The following is a 20,503-nucleotide window of genomic DNA, read 5'->3' on the forward strand; positions in this document are numbered from 1 at the left end:
CCCACCTCAGAGGGCCACAACGGTCACTTCGGTCGCCTTCACACCGGTCCAGACGGGGACGCCGTCCGCCAGGCCGAGTTCGGCCGCCGCCTGGGGAGTGATCTCCGCGACCAGCGACGGCACCCGCTCCGAGGTGATCAGCACGCGCAAGCGGCTGCCGCTCGCCGTGATCTCCCGTACGGTTCCGGGCCACACATTGCGCGGACTGCCCCCGGGCTTCTCGCGGTGTACGGAGACGGCCTCGGGAGCGATGATCGCGAGGGCGTCCGTACCGGCCGGCAGCGAGTCGGCGGCGACCAGGGTGCCGCCGCCCGCGAGGGCCAGGCCGTCCGCCGTGGCCGTCCCCGGCCAGGCGTTACGGCCGAGCATGCGGGCGACCCACGGAGAGCGGGGGTGGCGGGAGACCTCGGCGGGGGCGTCGTCCTGGAGGGTGCGTCCGTCCTCGAGCACCAGGACCCGGTCGGCGAGGGACACGGCCTCCACGGGGTCGTGGGTGACGATCAGGCAGACCCCGCCGAACCCCGCGAGGTGGGAGCGCAGCGCGTGGCGGACGCGGGCGCGGGTGGTCTGGTCGAGGGCGGCGAGCGGCTCGTCGAGCAGGAGCAGCCGGGGGCGGGCGGCGAGCGCGCGGGCGAGGGCCACCCGCTGTGCCTGTCCCCCGGAGAGCTCGGTGGGACGGCGCTGGGCGAGATGCCCGACGCCGAGCCGGTCGAGCCAGAGGCGCGCGGTCCGCCGGGCCTCGGCGCGCGGGACGCCGTGGGCGCGCAAGCCGTACGCGGTGTTGGCGAGCGCGCTCAGGTGGGGGAAGAGCGCACCGTCCTGGGGCACCCAGGCGACCTGGCGGCGGTGCGGGGGAAGACCGCTCACGTCGGTGTCGCCGAGCCGGAGTTCGGCGTGGGCGCGGGGCGTCAGGCCGAGCAGTGCCCGCAGCAGGGTGGTCTTCCCGGCGCCGTTGGGTCCGACGACGGCGATCGTGGTGCCCGGTTCCGCGTCCAGGGTGAGGCGGTTGAAGCCGGTGACCTCGGCGTGCAGCGCCCAGCGCTCGTCCGGGCCCGCGACGGGGGAGGCGTCGACGACCGGGGCGGTCGCATCGGGGGCGGGCTCGACGACCGGGGCCCTCTCGTCGGGGGCGGGCGCCCGGCGCCGCGAGCGGGCCGAGGGCGCCCCGCCGGTCCACCGGCCGCGGAGCGCGACCAGCACCGCCATCGCGATGGCGAGCAGCAGCAGCGAGACCGAGGTGGCCGCCTCCGGCTCCTCCTGGAGCAGCAGATAGACCTGGAGCGGAAGGGTCTGGGTGGTGCCGGGGAGGTTCCCGGCGAAGGTGATGGTGGCACCGAACTCGCCGAGGGCCCGCGCCCAGGTGAGGGCCGCGCCGGCGACCAGCCCAGGGGCGACCATCGGCAGGGTGACGGTGAAGACGACCCGTACCGGCGAGGCGCCGAGCGACGCCGCCGTCTCCTCGTACCCGGGCCGCAGCCCGCCCAGCGCGCCCTCCAGACTGACCACCAGGAACGGCATGGCGACGAAGGTCGCGGCGAGGACCGCGCCGGAGGTGTGGAAGGGGAACGTGACCCCGAAGGCGTCCTCCAGCCAGGGGCCGAGCAGCCCGCGGCGGCCGAACGCCAGCAGCAGCGCCACACCGCCGACGGTCGGCGGCAGCACCATCGGCAGCAGCACCAGCGACCGTACGAACGCCTTGCCGCGGAACGGCACGCGGGCCAGCACCCACGCCAGCGGCACGCCGAACACCAGGGACAGGCCGAGCGCCCAGAACGACACGAGCAGCGACAGCTCGAGCGCCTGGACGGCCCCGGCGGCCGTCAGATGGCCGGCGAGCGCACCCCATTCGGTCCGGGCGAGGACGCCGACCAGCGGCAGCAGCAGCAACGCGACCGCGAGCAACGCGGGGACGGCCAGGACGACCGGCGTACGGGGGCCGGGTGCGCGACCGCGGAGACGTTTCATCGCTGTTCCTGGTGACTGGTGACCGGTGACCGGTGACTGCTGGTCAGAGGGCGGAGGAGGGGTGCGAGGGCCCGCACCCCGGGGTCGGGGCTACGGCTGCTGGAAGCCGGCGTCCCGGAGGATCTTCTGCGCCTCGGGGGTGCTCAGCCAGGCCACGAAGGCGGCGGCGGCCTCGGCGTTCCCGGAGCTCTTCAGGGTCGCGGCCGGATACGCGGCGATGGCGTTCTGGGGGTCGGGGATCTCGACGGCGTCGACCTTTCCGGCCGCCCCGGCGGCGTCGGTCCGGTAGACGAGACCGGCGTCGGCCTCACCCATTTCGACCTTGCTCAGGACGGAGCGGACGCTCGGCTCCTGGGAGACCGGCCGCACCGAGATCTTCTGCGCGTCGAGGATCTTCCTGCTGTAGCGGCCGGCCGGGACCTCGGGGGCGGCGAGCACCACCTTCAGACCGGGATCGCCGAGGTCCTTCAGCTCGTCGATCTTCCGGGGGTTGCCCTCGCCGGTGGCGATGACCAGCCGGTTCCTGGCGATGACGGTGGGCGTACCGGTCTCCGCCCGCAGCCCGTCCATGGTCCTGGTGTCGGCGGTGACCAGGGCGTCGGCGGGCGCGCCCTGCCGGACCTGGGCGGCCAGCTCCTGCGAGCCCGCGAACGAGAAGGTCAGCCGGATGCCCGGGTGGGTCTTCTCGTACGCCGAGCCCGCGGCCTTGAACACGTCGGTGAGCGAGGCGGCGGCCAGCACGGTCAGCTCGGCGGAGGACGCGGCCGAGCCGGACGCGGTGGACCCCGCTCCGGCGTCCCGTGCGCCGCCGTCACTTCCGCAGGCGGCCAGCGGCGCGAGCAGACCGGCCGTCAGCAGGACGACGGCGGTGCGGCGCCCGAGGCGGGGCCCGGTACGGGGGAGGTCACTCGGGAGGGACATGGACGGGGCTCCTCGGCAGGTCGGGCGTGGTCGATCGGGCGTGGTCGCTCAGGCACCGTCGATCAGGCGCGGTCGATGAAGACACTGGTCGACTTCACGCGGGCGGTCGCCTGCATGCCGACTTCCAGACCCAACTCCTCCACGGCCTCGCGCGTGAGCAGCGAGACGAGCCGGTGCGGGCCCGCCTGGATCTCCACCTGCGCGGCGACGTCGCCGAGCTTGACGGCGGTGACGATGCCGGGAAAGGCGTTGCGGGCCGAGGTGTACGAGACGTCCTCGTCGCCCGGGTCGCCCTGGCCGATCTCGATGGAGAACGCCGCCAGGTCACGACCGTCGATGAGACGGCGGCCGTTCTCGTCGCGATGGGTCGCGACCCGGCCGGCGTCAGCCCAGCGGCGCGCGGTGTCGGGGCTGACGCCCAGCAGACGCGCCGCCTGTCCGATGGTGTAGGACTGCATGTGCCACACGCTAGGCCGATCGACCTCTTATCTGCAATCGATCACGCGGTTTCTCGTAGCATCTGCGGATCTACCTTGGAGGAAGGCACAGGGGCGCCCCGGGTGGATGTCCGCTTCGAGCCGAGCCGTCGCACCGGCCTCGGTGAGGCGGCCGCCCGGGCCGGCCGTGCCCCTCGACGCCTTTCACTCCACGCCCAGCCACTCCAGCGCCGCCCGCGCGGTGAACTCCGACTGGCCGCCCCGGAGCAGCAGGTCCGCCGCCAGGAACGCCGGATCGTCCGCCGTCGCCTTCACATACGGCAGTGCCACGCACCGCATCCCGGCCGCCCGCGCCGCCGCCGCGCCGGGGGCGGCGTCCTCGAAGACCACGCACCGCGCCGGGGCGGCGCCCAGGCGCCGGGCCGCCTCCAGGAAGACGTCCGGCGCCGGCTTGCCCCGTCCGACCTCCTCCGCGGAGACCAGGGTGGTCAGCCAGGCGTCCAGGCCCGTGCCGCCCACGACCGCCTCGATCGCCTCCCGCGACGAGCCCGAGGCGACCGCCATCGGCACGCCCGCCGCGTACAGCCGCTCCACGAACACCCGCATCTCCGGATAGACCTCGGTCGAGGCGCGCGCCAGCTCCAGATAGCTCCGGTTGGTGGCCGCGAGCAGCTCGTCGACCGGCGCCCCGATCCCGTACCGGGGCCCGAGGATCTCCAGCGTCTCCCGCGTACCGATCCCGACGAAGTCGGTGTGGCGCTCCCAGTCGAAGTCCGTGTCGCCGGCGAACGCCGACAGCGTCCGCCGTGTCGCCTCGTAGTAGTTCGGCTCGCTGTCCACCAGCGTCCCGTCGAGGTCGAAAATGACCGAAGTGCGCGGAGTGCTCATGCGCTCAAGCATCGCAGGACGGGATCAAGCGCCCCGGGCTGATGCACGGCCCACCGACTCCACCAGGGGCAGCAGCCGGTGCGCGACCCTCTCGCGCAACGCCATCTCCGTACGGGTGCGGACCACGCCCGGCAGCTGGATCAGCCGCTGGATGACGTCCTCGAGGTGGCCGTTGTCCCGCGCGACCACCCGGGTCAGCAGGTCCCCACCGCCGGTGATCGAGAACGCCTCGACGATCTCCGGCACGGCGGCGAGCGCGTCGCCGACCTCGTCGAGATGCCCCTGGGTGACCTCGATGTGGACGAACGCGAGCACCGGATGGCCGAGCGCGGCGGGGGAGAGGACCGGACCGGTGCCGGTGATCACCCCGTCCCGTTCCAGCCGGTCGATACGGGCCTGCACCGTGCCGCGGGCGATGCCCAGGATCCGTGCGTACTCGCGCACGCTGGTGCGCGGCTGCTCGATCAGCAGTCGCAGGATGCGGGTGTCGAGCTCGTCCACCGCCATGAGGCCCTCTGTCTCCTTCCGCCCACCCCCCAGGTGACTCGACAGTACCCATGACCCGCCGTGCGGCGAATGAGGCCGGTCGGCAGGGGTAGTCGAGCAGAGCCCCGTCGTGGATCGACGTCCGACCGGAAGGACGGCCCCATGAACACACCCGAGCCCGTCGAATACCGTATCGAGCACTTCAGAGACCGGCTCGCGGGCGGCGAACTGGCCGAATGCGCGCTGCTGGTGGAGTCGCGCGGGGCCGCCGTACTGATCCGGGGCAGCGTCCCGAGCGCCGCCTACCGGGACTGTGTACTCGATCTCGCGCGCACCGAACTCGCGGGGCTCGCCATCCACGCCGATCTCGTCGTCGCGGGCACCGCACAACCCGACCGGGCGGAGGACCTGCCATGATCCGAGTCGCGGCCGTCGGCGACATCCATCTCGGCGAGGACAGCCACGGAGTGCTGAGGCCCGCCTTCGACACGCTCGGCGAAACCGCCGACGTCCTTCTCCTGGCGGGCGACCTCACTCGCCACGGCACCACCGCGGAGGCCCGTGTGGTGGCGGAGGAGGTCGGGGGGCTGCCCGTCCCCGTCGTCGCCGTCCTCGGCAATCACGACTACCACGACGACGCGCAGCACGCCGTGACGGAGATCCTCGGCGACGCCGGCGTCGAGGTCCTGGAAGGCAGCAGCGTCGTCATTCCCGTACGGGGGACACGGCTCGGCATCGCCGGAACCAAGGGTTTCGGCGGGGGTTTCCCGGGTCGCAGCGCCGGTGAGTTCGGCGAACCCGTGATGAAGGCGTTCGTCCGGCACAGCCGGGACTGCGCGCAGGGCCTGGACCGCGCGCTGCGCGAGCTCGCGGACCAGGAGTGCGCAACGAGGATCGCGCTGACCCACTTCTCGCCGATACCGGACACCCTGGCCGGAGAGCCTCCCGAGATCTTCCCCTTCCTGGGGAGTTACCTGCTCGCCGAGGCGATGGACGGCGCCGGCGCGGACCTGGCGGTGCACGGCCACGCCCACCTCGGCACGGAGCACGGGGTGACCCCGGGCGGCGTCCGCGTCCGAAACGTCGCCCAGCCCGTGATCGGCCGGGCCTTCGCGATCTACCACCTCCACCCGTCGGCGACGGGGGCCACGACACCGACCGCACCGGCTTCGTCGGCGGCGGCGTCGGAGCGCGTGCGCACGTAGGAGCGCGAGCGCGTAGCGCCGGATCAGAGACCCGTCCGCCCGGCTCACGAGGCCTGTCCGCCGTGGTCGGCGGCGTAGGCGTCCAGCACGCTGGTCGTACTGCCCCTGGTGTGCAGGAAGCGCTCGTCGAGGATGAGGGCCAGGTCGTCGAGGGCCGCGTCCAGGGCAGCGGCGGCCGGACCCACCTCACGGCGGCCGGCCTTCGCCGCCCGCCCGGCCAGGCCCGCCGCGAAGTCGATCTGCTCGGCGAGGGACAACCGGGCCTCGCCGTCGTAGAAGTAGTACGACTCGGGGTACTGCATGAAGTCGATGGAGACCCTGCACACATCGGAGGCCACGCTGTCCAGGAGCGCCGCGCCGGCCTCGGAGTCCAGTGCCTCGGTCGTCGCGTGCGTGCGGCGCAGCTGGGAGAGCCGCAGTGCCAGTGCCCGGCGCCGCGCGAGCGCCGGGTAGACGCCGAGGATCCACGACACGATCGCCGACAGCAGGGCGAAGCCGACCAGCGCCTCGAGCGGAGCGAGGAGACGCAGCCATCCCGCCTCGGGCGCGATGTCGCCCAGGCCGAGCGTCGCGACGGTCACCAGGGAGACGTACAGCGCGTCCACGGGGGTCGCGTGCTCGGACGGTTCCAGGCCTGTGGAGTAGGAGAAGGCGCCGGGCATGTGGGGCCAATAGAGCAGCGCCCAACCGAGGGCCACTCCCAGCGCCCAGAGGGAGAAGACCGCCACCATCCCCAGCGGTCCCGCGAGCCCCGCGGCCCTGCGGCGGACGTCGAGGCGACGGGAGAGCCGCCACAGCGCCGTCATCACCAGCCTGCTCAGGCCGCCGTGGCGCGTCGGATGCCACAGAGTGTGGAACACGTCGCGCAGCACGAACACCACCAAGGCCCCACCCACCAGCGACAACGTCCACGCCATGGCGCTCCCGGTACGTTCGTTGCGGCTCCTGCCCGGGGACCCGGGGGTCCAGAGGCGGTCAGACGGTGGCGGTGACGGCGGCGAGCGTGTCGACCACGTCGCTCAGCCTGCCGCGACGTTCGTAGACGGCGCGTTGGCGGCCCGCGCCGCCACCGCCCGTACGAACGGCCCGCCACAGCTCCTCCACCAGCCGGGCGTCCCCGGCCGCTTCCACACCGGGTGCGGCCCTGCGGAGCAGACGCTCCACCAGTTCGCGGGCCGGCCGTGGTTCACCGCTCTCCGGATCGAGGCCCTCGCCCGACATCCCGTGCGTCGCGGCGCGTCGATGGGCCGCGAGAAGTCGCCCCAGAGGCACCTCGGGCGGCGGGAGCTCCGCGTCCACCTCGGCGAGCAGGGTCACCGCGAGCCCGCGCACGAGCGCGGCCAGCAGCACGACCGTGTCGAGGTCGGCGTTGACGTCCGCGATGCGGATCTCCAAGGTCGGTACGTGTTCGGAGGGCCGGGCGTGCCAGTAGATCATTTTGCGGTCGAGCAGCGTGCCGGCGCTCACCAGCTCCGTGACGAGGGCGAGATACCGCCGCTCGTCGAGCACCGGTGCGGGCCCGACGGTCGGCCAGCGCCCGAACTCGACCGAGCGCCAGCTGGCGAAGCCGGTGTCCCGGCGGCGAGAGAAGGGCGAGTTCCCGGCGAGCGACTGCAGTACCGGCAGCCAGGGCCGCATGTGGTTCGCCAGTCGGAGGGCACGCTCCCGGTCGAGTGTCCCCACGTGGACGTGACAGCCGCAGACGAGACCGTTGTACCGGCTGAAGGAGGAGGCGTACTCGTGCGCCATGCGGCGGTAGCGGTCCGTGTCGGTCACCGTCAACGGCTCATCGGGCGGGATCACCGGAGTACCGGAGGCGACCAGGAGGCAGTTCGCCGCCGCGGCGGCCGCGCCCACGGCCCCCCGGAGCCGGGCGAGTTCGCCGCGCAGATCCCGGCAGGAGGCGGTGGGTTGGGTGCAGACCTCGACCTGCGCGTCGAAGAACTCCGCCTGCACCTGGCCGCCGAGCTCGACCGCGGCCGAACCGATCACCGCCGGGGCCCTGTTGACCGGGGCCCTGCTGACCGGATCGACCAGCATGAACTCTTCCTCGACCCCCATCGTCAGGATCTCCATCTCGCACTCGCCCTCTCCTCGGCGGTGACCGGCACCCGGGTCTAGCCTCCGACGTCCTCGGGGTCGTACCTCTCCAGGGGATGGAGTGCCGGCCCCTGCAGGACCTCCCCGTGGATGTCGAAGCGGGAGCCGTGGCAGGGGCACTCCCACGTCCGTTCCGCCGGGTTGAAGGCGACGAGACAGCCGAGGTGCGTGCAGACCGCGGACAGCGGGTGGAGGAGACCCGCCTCGTCCCGGTGGACGGCGCACGGCCGGCCACCGACCCGCAGCACCGCGCCCTCCCCGGGCACGATGTCCTCCACGGTCTCCGCCGAGCCCCGCCCGAGGGCGTCCAGGCGGTCCTTGACGAAGTGCTTGCCGACGTCCCACTGCGCCTTGGCGACGGAGGGCGCCGTGCGGAGCACCGACCCCGGGCGCCGGGGATCGTAGAGCTCGGCCCAGTCACGCGGAGCATGGCCGGTGATGAGTCCGCTCAGCAGCCGGCCCGCCAGGACGCCGCCCGCCATGCCCCAGCCGGCGAAGCCCGTCGCCACGAAGACATGGGGATGGTCGCCGTGGTGGAGAGGACCGATGAGCGGGACGGTGTCGGTGGCGGCGTTGTCCTGGGCAGCCCACCGATGCGTCGGGGTCACACCCGGGAACCTCTCGCGCGTCCACTCTTCGAGCCGCTGATAGCGGCCCTCGGTGTCGCGTTCGGTCCCCGGCGCGAAGACCTCCCCGGTGACGATCAGCAGCCTGCCGTCTCCGTACGGCGCCGTGCGCACCGAGCGTTTGCCTCCCTCACGGGTGATGTACATGCCCCGCGGGTCCCGGTCCGCGGGCAGTGGCCCGGCGACCACCAGGTCGCGGTGCTGGGTGAGGCGGGCGGCCAGCAGACCGCGGTCGAAGACGGGGTGATGGGTGGCGACGACGACGCTCCCGGCCGTGACGGTGGCGCCCGAGGACGTGGTCAGACGGCACGGTTCGCCCTCGTCGAGCCCGGTCACCCGGGTCCGCTCGTGGATCGCACCGCCGCGCGCCACCAGATCGGCGGCCAGCGCGCGCAGATACTTCCGCGGATGGAACTGCGCCTGGTCCTCGACGCGGACCGCCCCGGCGACGGGGTACGGCAGGTCCGTCTCCGTCACGAAGGAGGCGTCGAGGCCGGCTTCCTTCGCGGCCTCCGCCTCGGCGCGCAGAGCGTCGGTTCCCGCCGGGTCCTCGCAGTAGGTGAGGGCGGGCCGCCGCTCCAGCTCGCAGTCGACGCCCAGCTCGGCGGCCACCTCGCCGACGTGCCGCACCGCCGCCATCTGGGACTGGGCGTAGACGCGTGCGGCGTAAGGGCCGTGCGAGGAGCGCAGTCCGTCGTAGACGGTGGTGTGAAGGGCGCTCAGTTTTCCGGTGGTGTGGCCGGTGACGCCGCCGACCACCCGGCCGGCCTCCAGGACGACCACCGTGCGGCCTGCCCGGGCGAGCTCCCAGGCGACGCTGAGCCCCGCGATGCCCGCCCCGATCACGGCGACGTCGGCATCGGCACGGTCGCCGTCGACCAGTGGTGGGTACGCCGGGATCGCCGCCGTGCGTATCCAGTGGGAACCGCTGGTGTCGGGAAGCCGATTCATGCGGGGCGGGTGCCCGCAAAACCGGGGGCGATGCGTCCGCTCCCGAGCCGTTCGCGCGCGGGCGTGAGCCGTTCGCGCGCGGGCGCGCGAGGCATGAACCAACCGTCGGCGGGCATGCGCCGACCGAAGCGGCCAGGGCCCGTGCCAGGGCCCCAGCCCGAGGAGCACCGCGCGCCATGCGACTACGGACCAGCGACCCCAACCGGCCCGGCTTCAGCCGCGTCCGCCGCGGCCGGGGCTTCGGCTACCGGGACACCTCGGGCGAACCGCTCACCGACCCCGACGCACTCGCCCGGATCCGCGCCCTCGCCATCCCGCCCGCGTGGCGGGACGTCTGGATCTGCCCGTGGCCCAACGGCCATCTCCAGGCGGTCGGTACGGATGACGCCGGCCGGCGGCAGTACCTCTACCACGAGGAGTTCCGGGCCCGGCAGGAGCGGGCCAAGCACGAGCACGTACGGGAGATGGCGCGGGTGCTCCCCGACGTGCGCGCCCATGTCGCCGCGGACCTCCGGGGACGAGGGCTGAACCGCGACCGCGTCACCGCCTGTGCCGTACGCCTCCTCGACCTCGGCTTCTTCCGGATCGGCTCACCCTCCTACGCCCGCGACCACCACACCTACGGGCTGACCACCATGGAGCGGGACCATGTGGAGTGCGGGGGCGGGGCGATGACCTTCAGCTATCCGGCGAAGGGCGGCAAGCACCTCGTACGCGGCCTGGTGGACGCCCCGGCAGAGACGGTCGTACGGGCATTGCTGCGCCGGCCCCCGGCGAGCGCGCGCCTCTTCGCGTACTGGCAGTCCCGCGCCTGGCACGATCTGACGGCGCAGGACCTCAACGAAACCCTGCGCAGGCTCGCGGGGACGGACGTCACGGCCAAGGACTTCCGCAACTGGCACGCCACGGTCCTGGCGGCCGTCGCGCTCGCCGTCACCACCGACGAGGTGCACCAGGCCCCTACCGGCACCCGGCGCGCCGAGGCCCGAGCGGTGAAGGAGGTCAGTCGGTACCTCGGCAACACACCGGCGGTGTGTCGCGCCTCGTACATCGACCCTCGCGTCTTCGAGCTCTTCGAGGAGGGGATCACCGTCGCCCCCGCCCTCGACCGGCTCGGTGAGCACGGCAGGTTCGGCCGCCCGGCGACGCAGGGCGCGGTGGAACGAGCGGTCCTCGACCTGCTCTCCTCCTGACGCGGTCCGCGCCGGTGCGCGTGGTGCACACGGGGGCGTGGAATCCGGCGAGGTGGGCATCCGCTGGCTCATGAGAGTGATCAAGCCGCCGGGGGTGTACGCCCCGCAGGGTGACACGGAACTGTTGATGGAGATCCTGGACGCGGAGAAGGTGCGGCCGGGTGCGCGAGCGCTGGACCTCTGCACCGGTACGGGCGTCGTCGCCATCGCCGCCGCCCGCAAGGGCATGAAGGCCACCGCCGTCGACGTGTCCCGGGCCGCGGTCGCGACCGCCTGGCTCAACGCGCGCCTCCACGCCCGCCGGGTGCGGCTGCGCAGGGGAGACCTGAGCGAGCCGGTGGCACCCGAACGGTTCGACCTGGTCACCGCCAACCCGCCCTACGTACCGGCGGAGGATCCCGATCCGCCCGCGCACGGTGCGCGCAGGGCATGGGATGCCGGGCCCGACGGGCGTCTGCTCCTCGATCGCATCTGCCGGCAGGCGCCGCTGCTGCTCACCGCCGACGGGGTGCTGCTCCTCGTCCAGTCCTCCCTCTCCGGAACCGAGGCGAGCCTGAAGGCGCTGCGGCGGGCGGGGCTGAGCGCCGAGGTGGTCAGCCGGCGCACCCAGCCCTTCGGACCGGTCATGAGCGCTCGGGCCCACTGGTTCGAGCAGCGGGGCCTGGTCCCCTCCGGCCTGCGCACCGAAGAACTGGTCGCCATCCGAGCCACCCGCGGCGGGGGCGTGGACACCTGGAGCCGGGGGACCCGCATGTCCCAGGAGAGAGCGGGCACGCGCCCTGATGACGGAGCCGTGCCGATCGGGTGGTGAACGATGTCTCTTCCGACGCGACAGCCGAGGGAACAGCGGACTGCGGAGACGACTCCGGAGATCGAGCGTCCCGAGCGGGCCGCGCCTACCGAGGTCACCCGCATCACTCCGGTGGCGGGAGGGCCTCTGCTAGTCGAGGGCCCTGTCGAGATCGTCATGCCCGACGGAACGGTGGAGCGCTCCGACCGACCGGTGGTGGCGCTCTGCATGTGCCGGCGCAGTCTGCGCTCCCCCTTCTGCGACACCAGCCACCGCCCACGGACGCGGCGCGACCGACGCGAGAAGCAGGAGGAGTGAGCGGTCGCTGCCGTCGCTCCGGCCGCACACCGCACACCCCGCATCCCAGACCGCACACCGCACAACCCCCCACGGACCGAAAGGGAGCAGATCATGCCTCGTGGATCCAGCCCCAAGCGGGAACGCCAGTACGAACACATCAAGGAGAGCGCCCTCGACCGCGGCGAGAGCAAGAAGCGGGCCGAGGAGATCGCCGGCAGGAGCGTCAACAAGGAACGCGCGCGTTCCGGCGAGTCCAAGACCGCGAGCAAGTCCTCCACCCAGGACAAGTCCTCCTCCCAGCGCGGCGGCCAGCGCTCGCACAGCGGTTCCGAGGGACCGACGTACGACCAGCTGTACGCAGAGGCGCAGCGTCGCAACATCCACGGCCGCTCCTCCATGAACAAGGCGGAGCTGAAGCGCTCCCTCGACAAGTGACCAACACGAAGAAGACGGTCCGGGTCGGTGGGCGCACGGTCGAACTCAGGAGGCCGGACAAGCCGCTGTTCCCCGAGGACGGCATCACCAAGGCCGACCTGGCCGACTACTACCGCAGGGTGGCACCGCGCATGCTGCCGCACCTGCGGGGCCGCCCGCTGATGCTCGAACGGCATCCCGACGGCATCGGCGACAAGGGGTTCATGCAGAAGGACGTTCCGGAGTACTTCCCCGAGTGGGTGCACAGGGCCGAACTGCCCAAGGAGAACGGGGTGGTGACCTACGCGATCTGCGACGACACCGCCACGCTCGTCCACCTCGCCGACCAGGCCTGCATCACGCCCCACCGCTTCCTGTCCAAGGCCGACCGTCCGGACCACCCGGACCGGCTGGTCCTCGACCTGGATCCGCCCACGGACGACTTCGCCCCGGTACGGGAAGCGGCGCGGCGGTTGCACGAACTGCTCGACGAACTCGCGCTGCCGTCCGCCGTCATGACCACCGGTTCGCGCGGACTGCACGTGATCGTGCCCCTGGACCGCCGCGCGCCCTTCGACGAGGTGCGCGCCTTCGCCCGCGACCTGGCGGAGCACCTCGCGGCCCGCCACCCCGAGACTCTCACCACCGAAGCCCGTAAACAGGCCCGCCGAGGCCGGCTCTACCTCGACATCCAGCGCAACGCCTACGCCCAGACCGCGGTGGCGCCCTACGCGGTACGCGCCCGCCCCGGCGCTCCCCTCGCCGCCCCGGTCACCTGGGCCGATGTCGACGACCCCGGCCTCACCGCCCGGCGGTGGCGCCTCGACACCGTCGAGGAGCTGCTCCGCGACGACCCCTGGCACGACATCACCCAGCGCGGCCGCTCGCTCGGCCCGGCGCGCCGACGCCTCGCCGCGCTCCGCACCTGAGCGCTTCCGAGCGGCCCCGCAGCACAGCACCGTGGGCACCCGCGCGCGAGCGCCGCGCCCACTACACGCGTACGAAGGAGGAGGTCGGCGTGACACCGCACCCCACCAACCCCACCACCCCGGGCGAGGACCCCGGGATCCGTCGTCCGCAGCCCGACTTCCCCGACCAGGAGCAGGAGCACCCCGGCTGGACCGGCCCGATGGACCCCCGGCCCGACCACGGCGAGGACAGCTACCACGGGCACGCGCTGCTCCACGACCGCAAGGTGCTGCTGACCGGGGGCGACTCCGGCATCGGCAGGGCGGTGGCCCTCGCCTGCGCCAGGGAAGGCGCCGACGTCGTCTTCACCCATCTCCCCGAGGAGCGCGCGGACGCCGACGAGACGTCCCGGCTCGTCGAGGCCGCCGGGCGGCAGGCCGTCTCCGTCGCCTGTGACATCCGTGAGGAACGCCAGTGCGTCGAGCTGGTGGAGCGTACGGTGGAGACCTTCGGGTGCATCGACATCCTGATCAACAACGCCGCCTACCAGATGGCCCAGCCGGACGGCATCGGAGCGATCACCACCGAGCAGTTCGACCGGGTGATGCGGACCAATCTGTACGGGATGTTCTGGCTGACCAAGGCCGCGCTGCCGCACATCCCGCGGGGCGGCAGCGTCATCAACTCCGCCTCCGTGCAGGCGTACAAGCCCAGCCCGCCGCTGCTCGACTACGCGATGACCAAGAGCGCCATCGTCGCCTTCACCCAGGGCCTGGCACAGATGGTGGCGGCCGACGGCATCCGGGTGAACGCGGTGGCACCGGGCCCCGTCTGGACGCCGCTGATCCCCGCGACGATGCCGGACACCGTCGAGTTCGGCAAGCAGTCGCCGCTCGGGCGCCCGGCCCAGCCGGCCGAGATGGCGCCCGCCTACATCTTTCTGGCGTCCGCGCAGGCCGGCTACATCACCGGCGAGATCGTCAACGCCACCGGGGGAGTCCCGCTGCCCTGAAGGGCCTTGGAGAGCCCGGTGAGTCCGGTGAGTCCGGTGAGTCCGGGAGTGCGGGGAATGAAGTCCGGAACGTCGGGCACGCGAGGGATGGGCCGGTTGATCCGCCTTGAAGGAGTAAGGACGAGTAGGACCCAGTAGGACCGAGCAAGGGTTTGATCGAGCAAGGAGGCATGCCGTGAGCATGGTGAAGGAATCCATCGACGTCGACGTACCGGTGCGCCGCGCGTACAACCAGTGGACGCAGTTCGAGGAGTTCCCGAGCTTCATGGAAGGTGTGGAGGACGTCCGACAGCTCGACGACCAGCACTGTCACTGGCGGACGAAGGTCGCCGGCGTGCAGCGCGAGTTCGACACGGAGATCGTCGACCAGCTGCCCGACGAGCGGATCTCGTGGCGCACGGTCGGCGGGGACGCGAAGCAGAAGGGTGTCGTCACCTTCCAGCCGCTCGACGAGACCCACACGCGCGTCAGCCTCGCCATGGACTTCGAGCCCGAGGGCATGGTCGAGAAGGCCGGCGCCAAGACGGGTCTCCTCGACCTGCGGATCAGGGGCGACCTGCGGAGGTTCAAGGGCTTCATCGAGGAGCGTGGCCAGGAGAGCGGCGAGTGGCGTGGCCGCATCACTCCCGGCCAGGCCGACGCCGAGACGCCGCGGAGCGGCAAGTGGGAGCCGCCGGTGGCCGGGTGACCTCGGCTCGGCGGGGCGCCGGGGCGTGGCGGTCGACGCCCGCCCCGGCGCCCTTGTGCCGCGAGCGGGGTGTACGGCGCGCGGCTGACCGGGCCGCGGGTGGGTACTCGCGGACCGAAGGAACGCAGGGCGGCGGCCGCCCGGCGGGCGGTGTCGTCGACGCTGGGCCGGGCCGCCCCTTCCGAGGAGGCGAACTGTCATGGCCAGGACTCACGGTGCGGCTCCGGTCGCCCGGACCGCTGTGCAGCAGGCGGCCCTGCTGGTGGGCGTGGTCTTCCTGCTGGTGGGCGTCCTCGGGTTCATCCCCGGGATCACGACCGACTACGGCTCGCTGAAGTTCGCCGAACACCACTCGCGGGCCGAGCTCCTGGGAATCTTCCAGGTGTCGATCCTGCACAACCTCGTGCACGTGCTCTTCGGCGTCGTCGGGATGGCGATGGCGCGCACGGTGGGCGGTGCCCGGGCCTTCCTCGTCGGCGGCGGTGTCGTGTACCTCGCGCTGTGGATCTACGGACTGGTCATCGACCTCGACAGCGACGCCAACTTCGTGCCGGTGGACACCGCCGACAACTGGCTGCACCTCGGCCTCGGCGCCGCGATGATCCTCCTCGGCGTTCTGCTCGCCCGGCGACACGCATGGACCCGGCGCTGACCTCGTTGATCCGTTGGCCCGCCGACGGCCGATGAAAGCAGGTCCTCACTGAGCCGATGGCTCAGTGAGGGCGGCTCCTGTTGAGCCAACGCACCTCCGGATGTTTCCCTGGAGGTATCCATGTACCAACGGCGCCGCGCAGCGCCGGACGGCAACGAGGCCGGATCCGGACCGCGGCGCCTTCGCCGTGCCCGTACGGCCGCCCCCACCCCGGGCGGCGCACGGGGCGGCGCAGCACCACTGCGAGGGGGGCGGCACACCGCCGTGAAGAGGATGTTCGTGGCTCCGGACCCGGGGCGTCTCAGGCTCAGGACCTCGCTCCGCGCCGTCATCGGCGTCGGGCTCGCCGTCGCCGTGGCCGAGCTGTGCGGCCTCTCCCTCACCGCTTCGATCACGGGAGGGCTCGCGGCTCTTCTGGCGCTCTTCACCGTCACGGACGCGAGCGTGCCCGCCCAGCGGGTGACCACGGCCCTGCTGCCGGCCGCCGGATTCCCGGTGCTCGCCCTCGCCACGACCCTGCACGGCCTCGACGTCGTCCGGGACGCCGCCTTCATCGCGGTGGTCTTCTGCGGTGTCTACGCCCGCCGCTGGGGACCGCGCGGTCACGCGCTCGGGATCTTCGCGTTCATGAACTTCTTCATCACGCAGTTCCTGCACGCCGTCCCCGCCCAGCTGCCCGAGCTGTACGGGGCCGTCGCACTGGCCCTGGCCGCGGCGGGTGCGGTGCGGTTCGTCCTCTGGCCCATCGAGCGGCGCACCCCGCCGGCCGCCGCTCCCGCGGCGCTGCCGGGGACCGGCCTCGCCCGGCCCACCACCCGGCAGGCCTTCCAGGCCGCCGCCGCGTGCGCGGCCGCGCTCGCCGTGGGACAGCTCCTGTCGGAAGACCGCTGGTACTGGGCCGTCGGCACCGCCTGGTGGATCTTCGTCAACACCGCCTCGCGCGGCGAGACCCTGGTCCGCGGCTTCCGGCGGGTCCTCGGGACGGTCGTCGGAATCGTCGTCGGCCTCCTCGTCGCCGTCCCGCTGCAGGGAGCGGCGGTGCCCACCGCCGCGCTGGTGGCCGTCTGCGTCTTCGGCATCTTCTACACCGCGCCCGTCTCGTACAGCTGGATGATGCTGGCCGTGACCGTCATGGCGGGACTGCTCTACGGCCTGCTGGGCGTCCTGGACGCCGGCCTGCTCGTGCTGCGGCTGAGCGAGACGGCCGTCGGCGCCGTGTGCGCCTCCCTCGCCGTCGTCCTGGTGCTGCCGGTGACCACCCACGCCACGAACGACGCGTGGATCCAGCGCGCTCTCCGGTGCGTCCACGTGTGCACCGCCGAGGCCGCCGCCCGGCTCGCGGGATCGACCACCGCCGACCCCACGCCGCACGCCGTGGAGCTGGAGCTGCTCCTCGGGCGGGTCCGGCTCTCGCTGGCCCCGCTGGTCCACCCGCTCAGCCCGTACCGGGGCCGCAAGGCACGCGCCCGGCGTGTTCTCGCCCTGCTCGACGCCTGCGCCCAAGAGGTGCGCGGGCTCGTCTCCGTCGCCTCTGACCCGGACGCCGGCCACGACGCCCGGCTCGCGGCGGCCTGCTGGCGCGTCGAGTCGGCCGTCGAGGCGCTGAGCGCCCCCGGGCCGGACCGGACCGACATGCCCCTATACAGGAGGACGCCGAAGTCGGCGCCGTCACCGGCCGCCGCCCCGCCCGCGCTCGTCCACGTGCACGGACTCGAGAGGCTGCTCACCGAACTCGGCGAGCCCCTGCGGACCTCCCCGCGCTCCCCGCTCGTCGGCTCCTGACCCGGTCGCCCCCGCCCACGTCGCGGCGCCCTGCCGCACGGTCTTCGACGGTTCCCTCCCGGAGGCCTCGGGCGGGCTGCCGCGGCGCCCCCGCCGGACCGCCCACGTCGCGCCGCCCCTGCCGGAGGCCCTCGGACGCGCCACCGTCGCGCTTCCGCCGGTCCGCGCCGATGGCCCCCGCTTGGTCTAGACCGGCTGCTAACGTCGGCCCTGACTACGGCGCGGTCAACCGTGACCGCCCCGGCGGCAAGGGGAGACGGCCATGGGCGGCACAGGGGCGCGGCAGCCGGTACGAGCCTTCATCGGGTCGTTCACCTCGTCGGGAGGCGAGGGCGTCCTCGCAGCCGACGTGGACGAGGCGACCGGCGCCCTGACGATCACCGGTGCGACGGACGCCGTCCCCGACCCCTCCTACCTCGCCCTCGCGGGCACGGTGCTCTACGCCGTCTCCGAGACGGAGGACGGCGCTGCGGCCGCCTTCGAGGTCGCCTTCGAGGTCGCCGTCGCGGCGCCCCGCCCGCTCGGCGCGCCCGTGGCCGTCCGAGGCGCCGGACCGACGCACCTCACCGTCGTCTCCGGCCACGTCCTCACCGCCAACTACGTCTCCGGCAGCGTCACCGCCCTGCCCATCGCCGCCGACGGCTCCCTCGGACCCGCCACCGACGTCGTCCGGCACGAAGGCTCGGGCCCGGTCGCCGACCGCCAGAGCGGCCCGCACGCCCACCAGGTCCTGCCGGCTCCCGGCGGCCCCTGGGTGACCGCCGTCGACCTCGGCACCGACTCCGTACGGATCCACCGGCTCGACCCCGAAAGCGGGGCGCTGCGGCCGCACGGGGAGGCCGTCCTGCGTGCGGGCACCGGGCCCCGCCACCTCGTCTTCCACCCGGCCGGCACCCACGCCTACGTGCTGAACGAGCTGGAGCCCACCGTGACGCTCTGCCGCTGGGACGCGGCGGCCGGCGTCCTCGAACCGCTCGGCGAGACCCCCGTCGTACCCGAGGGAGCCACCGCGCCGAGCTACCCCTCCGCCGTCGTCGTGGCGCCCGACGGACGCCACCTGTGGGCCGCCGTGCGCGGCGACGACAGCATCGCCGTCCTCGCCCTCGACGAGAGCGGCGAGAAGGCGGAGCTCGTCACCACGGTCCCCTGCGGCGGGCGCTGGCCGCGCGATCTCGCCCTCGACCCCTCGGGCCGCCGTCTGTACGCGGCGAACGAACGCTCCGGCGACGTCACCTGGCTCGACGTCGACGCGGAGAGCGGCGTTCCGCGCCGGACGGGCTCGATCGACGTCCCGGCGGCGTCCTGCGTGGTCTTCGGCTGAGCCGCTCCCACGGCAGACGGGAAGGGCCGCACCGGACATGTCCGGTGCGGCCCTTCCCGTCCTCTCCCGCCCGTGAGCGCGGCCCGCGCCGCTCAGAGGGCGGGGGCGCCCTGCGGCTGTTGCGGGGCGATGCCCAGCGCGGCGGTGTACTGCGAGAGCACCAGCTTTCCGATCGCCGGGTAGGCGCCCAGCGGTTCGGCGGCGGCGCAGCCGGCCTCCTTGGCGGCCGCGTCGAGCAGGCCCTCGGCCAGCTCCGGCCCGATCAGGTAGGGGGCGAGCGCCAGCTGCTCCGAGCCGGAGCCCCGCAGCTGCTCGGCGATCGCGGTGATGGAGCCCTCCTGGTCCAGGGCGGCGGCCATCACGGGGACGGCCAGACGGGCGGCCAGCAGCATGCCGGTGATCCCGGCGGCCTGGACGGCCTCCTCGCCGCCGACCGTCGCCAGGACGATGCCGTCGGCGGCCGTGGCGACCGTGAAGAGCCGGGCGCGGTCGGCGCGGGCCAGACCGGCCTCCGACAGGCGCACATGCAGGGCCTCGGCGAGCAGCGGGTGCGGTCCGAGGACGTCCGTCAGCTCGGCCACGTTGCCGCTGTCCATCACGGCCTGGCGGATCTGCCGCATCAGGGCGCTGTCCGGGCCCGCGAGCAGCGGAACCACGACGGCGGCCGGGCCCTCGGGGGCGCTGACCTCGCGGCCGGCGGCCCGAGCCAGCTCGTACCGCTCGGTGCGCAGCGACTCGGCCCGCGTCAGGACGGTCGCGAGGGTCGGGTACTCGGCGTCGTCACCGTCCAGGTAGCCGATCACGGCCTCCAGGCCGGGCAGCTCGGAACGGGCGATGCTCACGACCTCTTCGGCCAGCGACCGTATGGCGGCCGACGGCGCGCCGGGAACGGCGAGGACGAGTGCGGGAGCGCCCTCGGGCGCCGCCGCGGGTTCGGGGCGACGGTGCCGTCCGGGCTGGCGGGGTCGCGGCATTCGTACAGGCAGGCCGGAAGCGGGCCCAGTGGGGGAGCTCATGGCGCCGCATGCTACTGGTTTTGCCCGCCGCGCAGTGCGGTGAGGTGCAGTCGAGCGTTATCTGCCCCTCTTTGTCCGAACCACTCTTTACGTCGTCAATTGATCTGTTACGTACAGCAGCCGCGGGTCCGCGGGAAGACACAGCGTTCCCGTGGCCAGGGCGGAGGCGAGAGCGACGGCCCCGGAGAGCGGATCCCCGGCCGCCGACGCGAGCCGCGCCTGCGGCAGTTGCTCCGCCAGTGCGGCCCGCAGGGGTACGAGGAGGGCGTCACCCAGCTTGAACAGGCCGCCGGTCAGCGCGACTTCGCACGCCGTCGCGGTGGGACACACGGCGGACGCGGCCTCGGCGGCGTGCACGGCCGCCCGGCACAGGATCCCCTCCGCCACCGGGTCGCCGTCCGCGGCGCAGCGGGCCACCTCGGGAGCGAACGACGCCAGCACGGCCGGCCGGTCGGTCCGCGGATACAGAGCGCCGGCCAGCCCGGCCGCCGGACCGAACCGCTCCTCCGCACATGCCAGCAGCACGGGCGAACCGCCGCGCCGCCCGTCGTACGCGCGCAGCGCCGCCTCCAGGCCGGACCGGCCGATCCAGGCCCCGCTGCCGCAGTCGCCCAGCAGATGGCCCCAGCCGTCGGCCCGGCGCCAGCCGGTCAGATCCGTACCCAGCGCGATCAGGCCCGTGCCGCCGGCGACGACCGCCCCCGGCCGCTGTCCGAGCGCTCCCGCGTACGCCGTGACGGCGTCGGCGGCGAGCGCCAGGCTCCGGACACCCAGCGCCTTCGCCAGGGCGCCGGGAAGCTCCGCCCGCAGTTCGTCGCCCAGCGTCGCCATCCCGGCCGCCCCGACC

At 73.4% G+C, this 20,503-nt stretch carries 22 protein-coding genes; 12 read left to right on the top strand and 10 right to left on the bottom strand.

Annotated elements, in window-relative coordinates:
• Positions 1-6: 6 nt before the first annotated feature.
• From J7E93_RS21295 to J7E93_RS21315, 5 genes are all read right to left on the bottom strand, one after another.
• Complete coding sequence (locus J7E93_RS21295; protein ID WP_215071513.1) at positions 7-1,965, bottom strand: ABC transporter permease; 1,959 nt, start codon at positions 1,963-1,965, stop codon at positions 7-9.
• Positions 1,966-2,055: 90 nt separating this feature from the next.
• Positions 2,056-2,886, bottom strand: a complete 831-nt coding sequence (gene modA, locus J7E93_RS21300; protein WP_215071514.1) for a molybdate ABC transporter substrate-binding protein — start codon at positions 2,884-2,886, stop codon at positions 2,056-2,058.
• Between the two features lie 62 nt (positions 2,887-2,948).
• Positions 2,949-3,344, bottom strand: a complete 396-nt coding sequence (locus J7E93_RS21305; RefSeq protein ID WP_215071515.1) for a molybdopterin-binding protein — start codon at positions 3,342-3,344, stop codon at positions 2,949-2,951.
• A gap of 183 nt (positions 3,345-3,527) precedes the next feature.
• Positions 3,528-4,211, bottom strand: a complete 684-nt coding sequence (locus tag J7E93_RS21310) for an HAD family phosphatase (RefSeq protein ID WP_215071516.1) — start codon at positions 4,209-4,211, stop codon at positions 3,528-3,530.
• 24 nt (positions 4,212-4,235) lie between these two features.
• Positions 4,236-4,718, bottom strand: a complete 483-nt coding sequence (locus tag J7E93_RS21315) for an Lrp/AsnC family transcriptional regulator (protein WP_215071517.1) — start codon at positions 4,716-4,718, stop codon at positions 4,236-4,238.
• 141 nt (positions 4,719-4,859) lie between these two features.
• Between J7E93_RS21315 and J7E93_RS21320 the strand changes: the two genes are divergently transcribed.
• The gene (locus tag J7E93_RS21320) at positions 4,860-5,114 is read left to right on the top strand and encodes a hypothetical protein (protein WP_215071518.1); all 255 of its coding nucleotides are present in this window, start codon (positions 4,860-4,862) and stop codon (positions 5,112-5,114) included.
• The gene (locus J7E93_RS21325) at positions 5,111-5,902 is read left to right on the top strand and encodes a metallophosphoesterase (RefSeq protein WP_215071519.1); all 792 of its coding nucleotides are present in this window, start codon (positions 5,111-5,113) and stop codon (positions 5,900-5,902) included. Before J7E93_RS21320 ends, J7E93_RS21325 begins: the two co-directional genes overlap by 4 nt.
• Before the next feature lie 44 nt (positions 5,903-5,946).
• Here the strand turns inward: J7E93_RS21325 and J7E93_RS21330 are convergent, their stop codons facing one another.
• The 3 genes from J7E93_RS21330 to J7E93_RS21340 are packed head-to-tail and all read right to left on the bottom strand — an operon-like array spanning position 5,947 to position 9,579.
• Positions 5,947-6,819, bottom strand: coding sequence for a potassium channel family protein (locus tag J7E93_RS21330; RefSeq protein ID WP_215071520.1), 873 nt, complete (start codon positions 6,817-6,819; stop codon positions 5,947-5,949).
• 58 nt (positions 6,820-6,877) lie between these two features.
• The gene (locus J7E93_RS21335) at positions 6,878-7,978 is read right to left on the bottom strand and encodes a glutamate--cysteine ligase (protein WP_215071521.1); all 1,101 of its coding nucleotides are present in this window, start codon (positions 7,976-7,978) and stop codon (positions 6,878-6,880) included.
• A 41-nt stretch (positions 7,979-8,019) separates the two neighbouring features.
• Positions 8,020-9,579 (bottom strand): FAD-dependent oxidoreductase, encoded by a 1,560-nt coding sequence (locus tag J7E93_RS21340; RefSeq protein WP_215071522.1) that lies wholly within the window; start codon positions 9,577-9,579, stop codon positions 8,020-8,022.
• Between the two features lie 176 nt (positions 9,580-9,755).
• Here J7E93_RS21340 and J7E93_RS21345 point away from each other — a divergent pair, with 176 nt between their 5' ends.
• The 10 genes from J7E93_RS21345 to J7E93_RS21390 all read left to right on the top strand — a co-directional run bounded on the left by J7E93_RS21345 (position 9,756) and on the right by J7E93_RS21390 (position 18,640).
• Positions 9,756-10,772 carry a DNA topoisomerase IB gene (locus tag J7E93_RS21345; RefSeq protein WP_215071523.1) on the top strand — a complete coding sequence of 339 codons (1,017 nt, stop codon included), beginning with the start codon at positions 9,756-9,758 and terminating at the stop codon, positions 10,770-10,772.
• Between the two features lie 37 nt (positions 10,773-10,809).
• Positions 10,810-11,583, top strand: a complete 774-nt coding sequence (locus J7E93_RS21350) for a HemK2/MTQ2 family protein methyltransferase (RefSeq protein WP_308368735.1) — start codon at positions 10,810-10,812, stop codon at positions 11,581-11,583.
• A 3-nt stretch (positions 11,584-11,586) separates the two neighbouring features.
• Positions 11,587-11,880: a CDGSH iron-sulfur domain-containing protein gene (locus tag J7E93_RS37255; RefSeq protein ID WP_215071524.1), complete on the top strand. Its 294-nt coding sequence runs from the start codon at positions 11,587-11,589 to the stop codon at positions 11,878-11,880.
• Positions 11,881-11,973: 93 nt separating this feature from the next.
• Positions 11,974-12,297, top strand: a complete 324-nt coding sequence (locus tag J7E93_RS21360) for a plasmid stabilization protein (protein ID WP_215071525.1) — start codon at positions 11,974-11,976, stop codon at positions 12,295-12,297.
• Complete coding sequence (gene ligD / locus J7E93_RS21365; RefSeq protein ID WP_215071526.1) at positions 12,294-13,205, top strand: non-homologous end-joining DNA ligase; 912 nt, start codon at positions 12,294-12,296, stop codon at positions 13,203-13,205. Before J7E93_RS21360 ends, ligD begins: the two co-directional genes overlap by 4 nt.
• 89 nt (positions 13,206-13,294) lie before the next feature.
• Positions 13,295-14,197, top strand: a complete 903-nt coding sequence (locus J7E93_RS21370) for an SDR family oxidoreductase (protein WP_215071527.1) — start codon at positions 13,295-13,297, stop codon at positions 14,195-14,197.
• Between the two features lie 175 nt (positions 14,198-14,372).
• Positions 14,373-14,885 (top strand): SRPBCC family protein, encoded by a 513-nt coding sequence (locus tag J7E93_RS21375; protein ID WP_215071528.1) that lies wholly within the window; start codon positions 14,373-14,375, stop codon positions 14,883-14,885.
• Between the two features lie 199 nt (positions 14,886-15,084).
• Positions 15,085-15,537: a DUF4383 domain-containing protein gene (locus tag J7E93_RS21380; RefSeq protein WP_215071529.1), complete on the top strand. Its 453-nt coding sequence runs from the start codon at positions 15,085-15,087 to the stop codon at positions 15,535-15,537.
• A 273-nt stretch (positions 15,538-15,810) separates the two neighbouring features.
• Complete coding sequence (locus J7E93_RS21385; RefSeq protein ID WP_215071539.1) at positions 15,811-17,319, top strand: FUSC family protein; 1,509 nt, start codon at positions 15,811-15,813, stop codon at positions 17,317-17,319.
• A 262-nt stretch (positions 17,320-17,581) separates the two neighbouring features.
• Entirely contained in the window at positions 17,582-18,640 is a 1,059-nt protein-coding gene (locus J7E93_RS21390) for a lactonase family protein (RefSeq protein WP_215071530.1), read from the top strand.
• A 92-nt stretch (positions 18,641-18,732) separates the two neighbouring features.
• On the opposite strand, the gene J7E93_RS21395 is transcribed toward J7E93_RS21390, so the two are convergent.
• Together J7E93_RS21395 and J7E93_RS21400 are read right to left on the bottom strand one after the other, a co-directional pair.
• On the bottom strand, positions 18,733-19,656 hold the full coding sequence (locus J7E93_RS21395) for a sirohydrochlorin chelatase (RefSeq protein ID WP_215071531.1): 924 nt from the start codon (positions 19,654-19,656) through the stop codon (positions 18,733-18,735).
• Positions 19,657-19,743: 87 nt separating this feature from the next.
• The coding region (locus tag J7E93_RS21400) for an N-acetylglucosamine kinase (RefSeq protein WP_215071532.1) at positions 19,744-20,503 on the bottom strand (760 nt) is incomplete at its 5' end.

Origin of the sequence: Streptomyces sp. ISL-36 (genome assembly GCF_018614205.1) — a bacterium.
Taxonomy (GTDB): domain Bacteria; phylum Actinomycetota; class Actinomycetes; order Streptomycetales; family Streptomycetaceae; genus Streptomyces.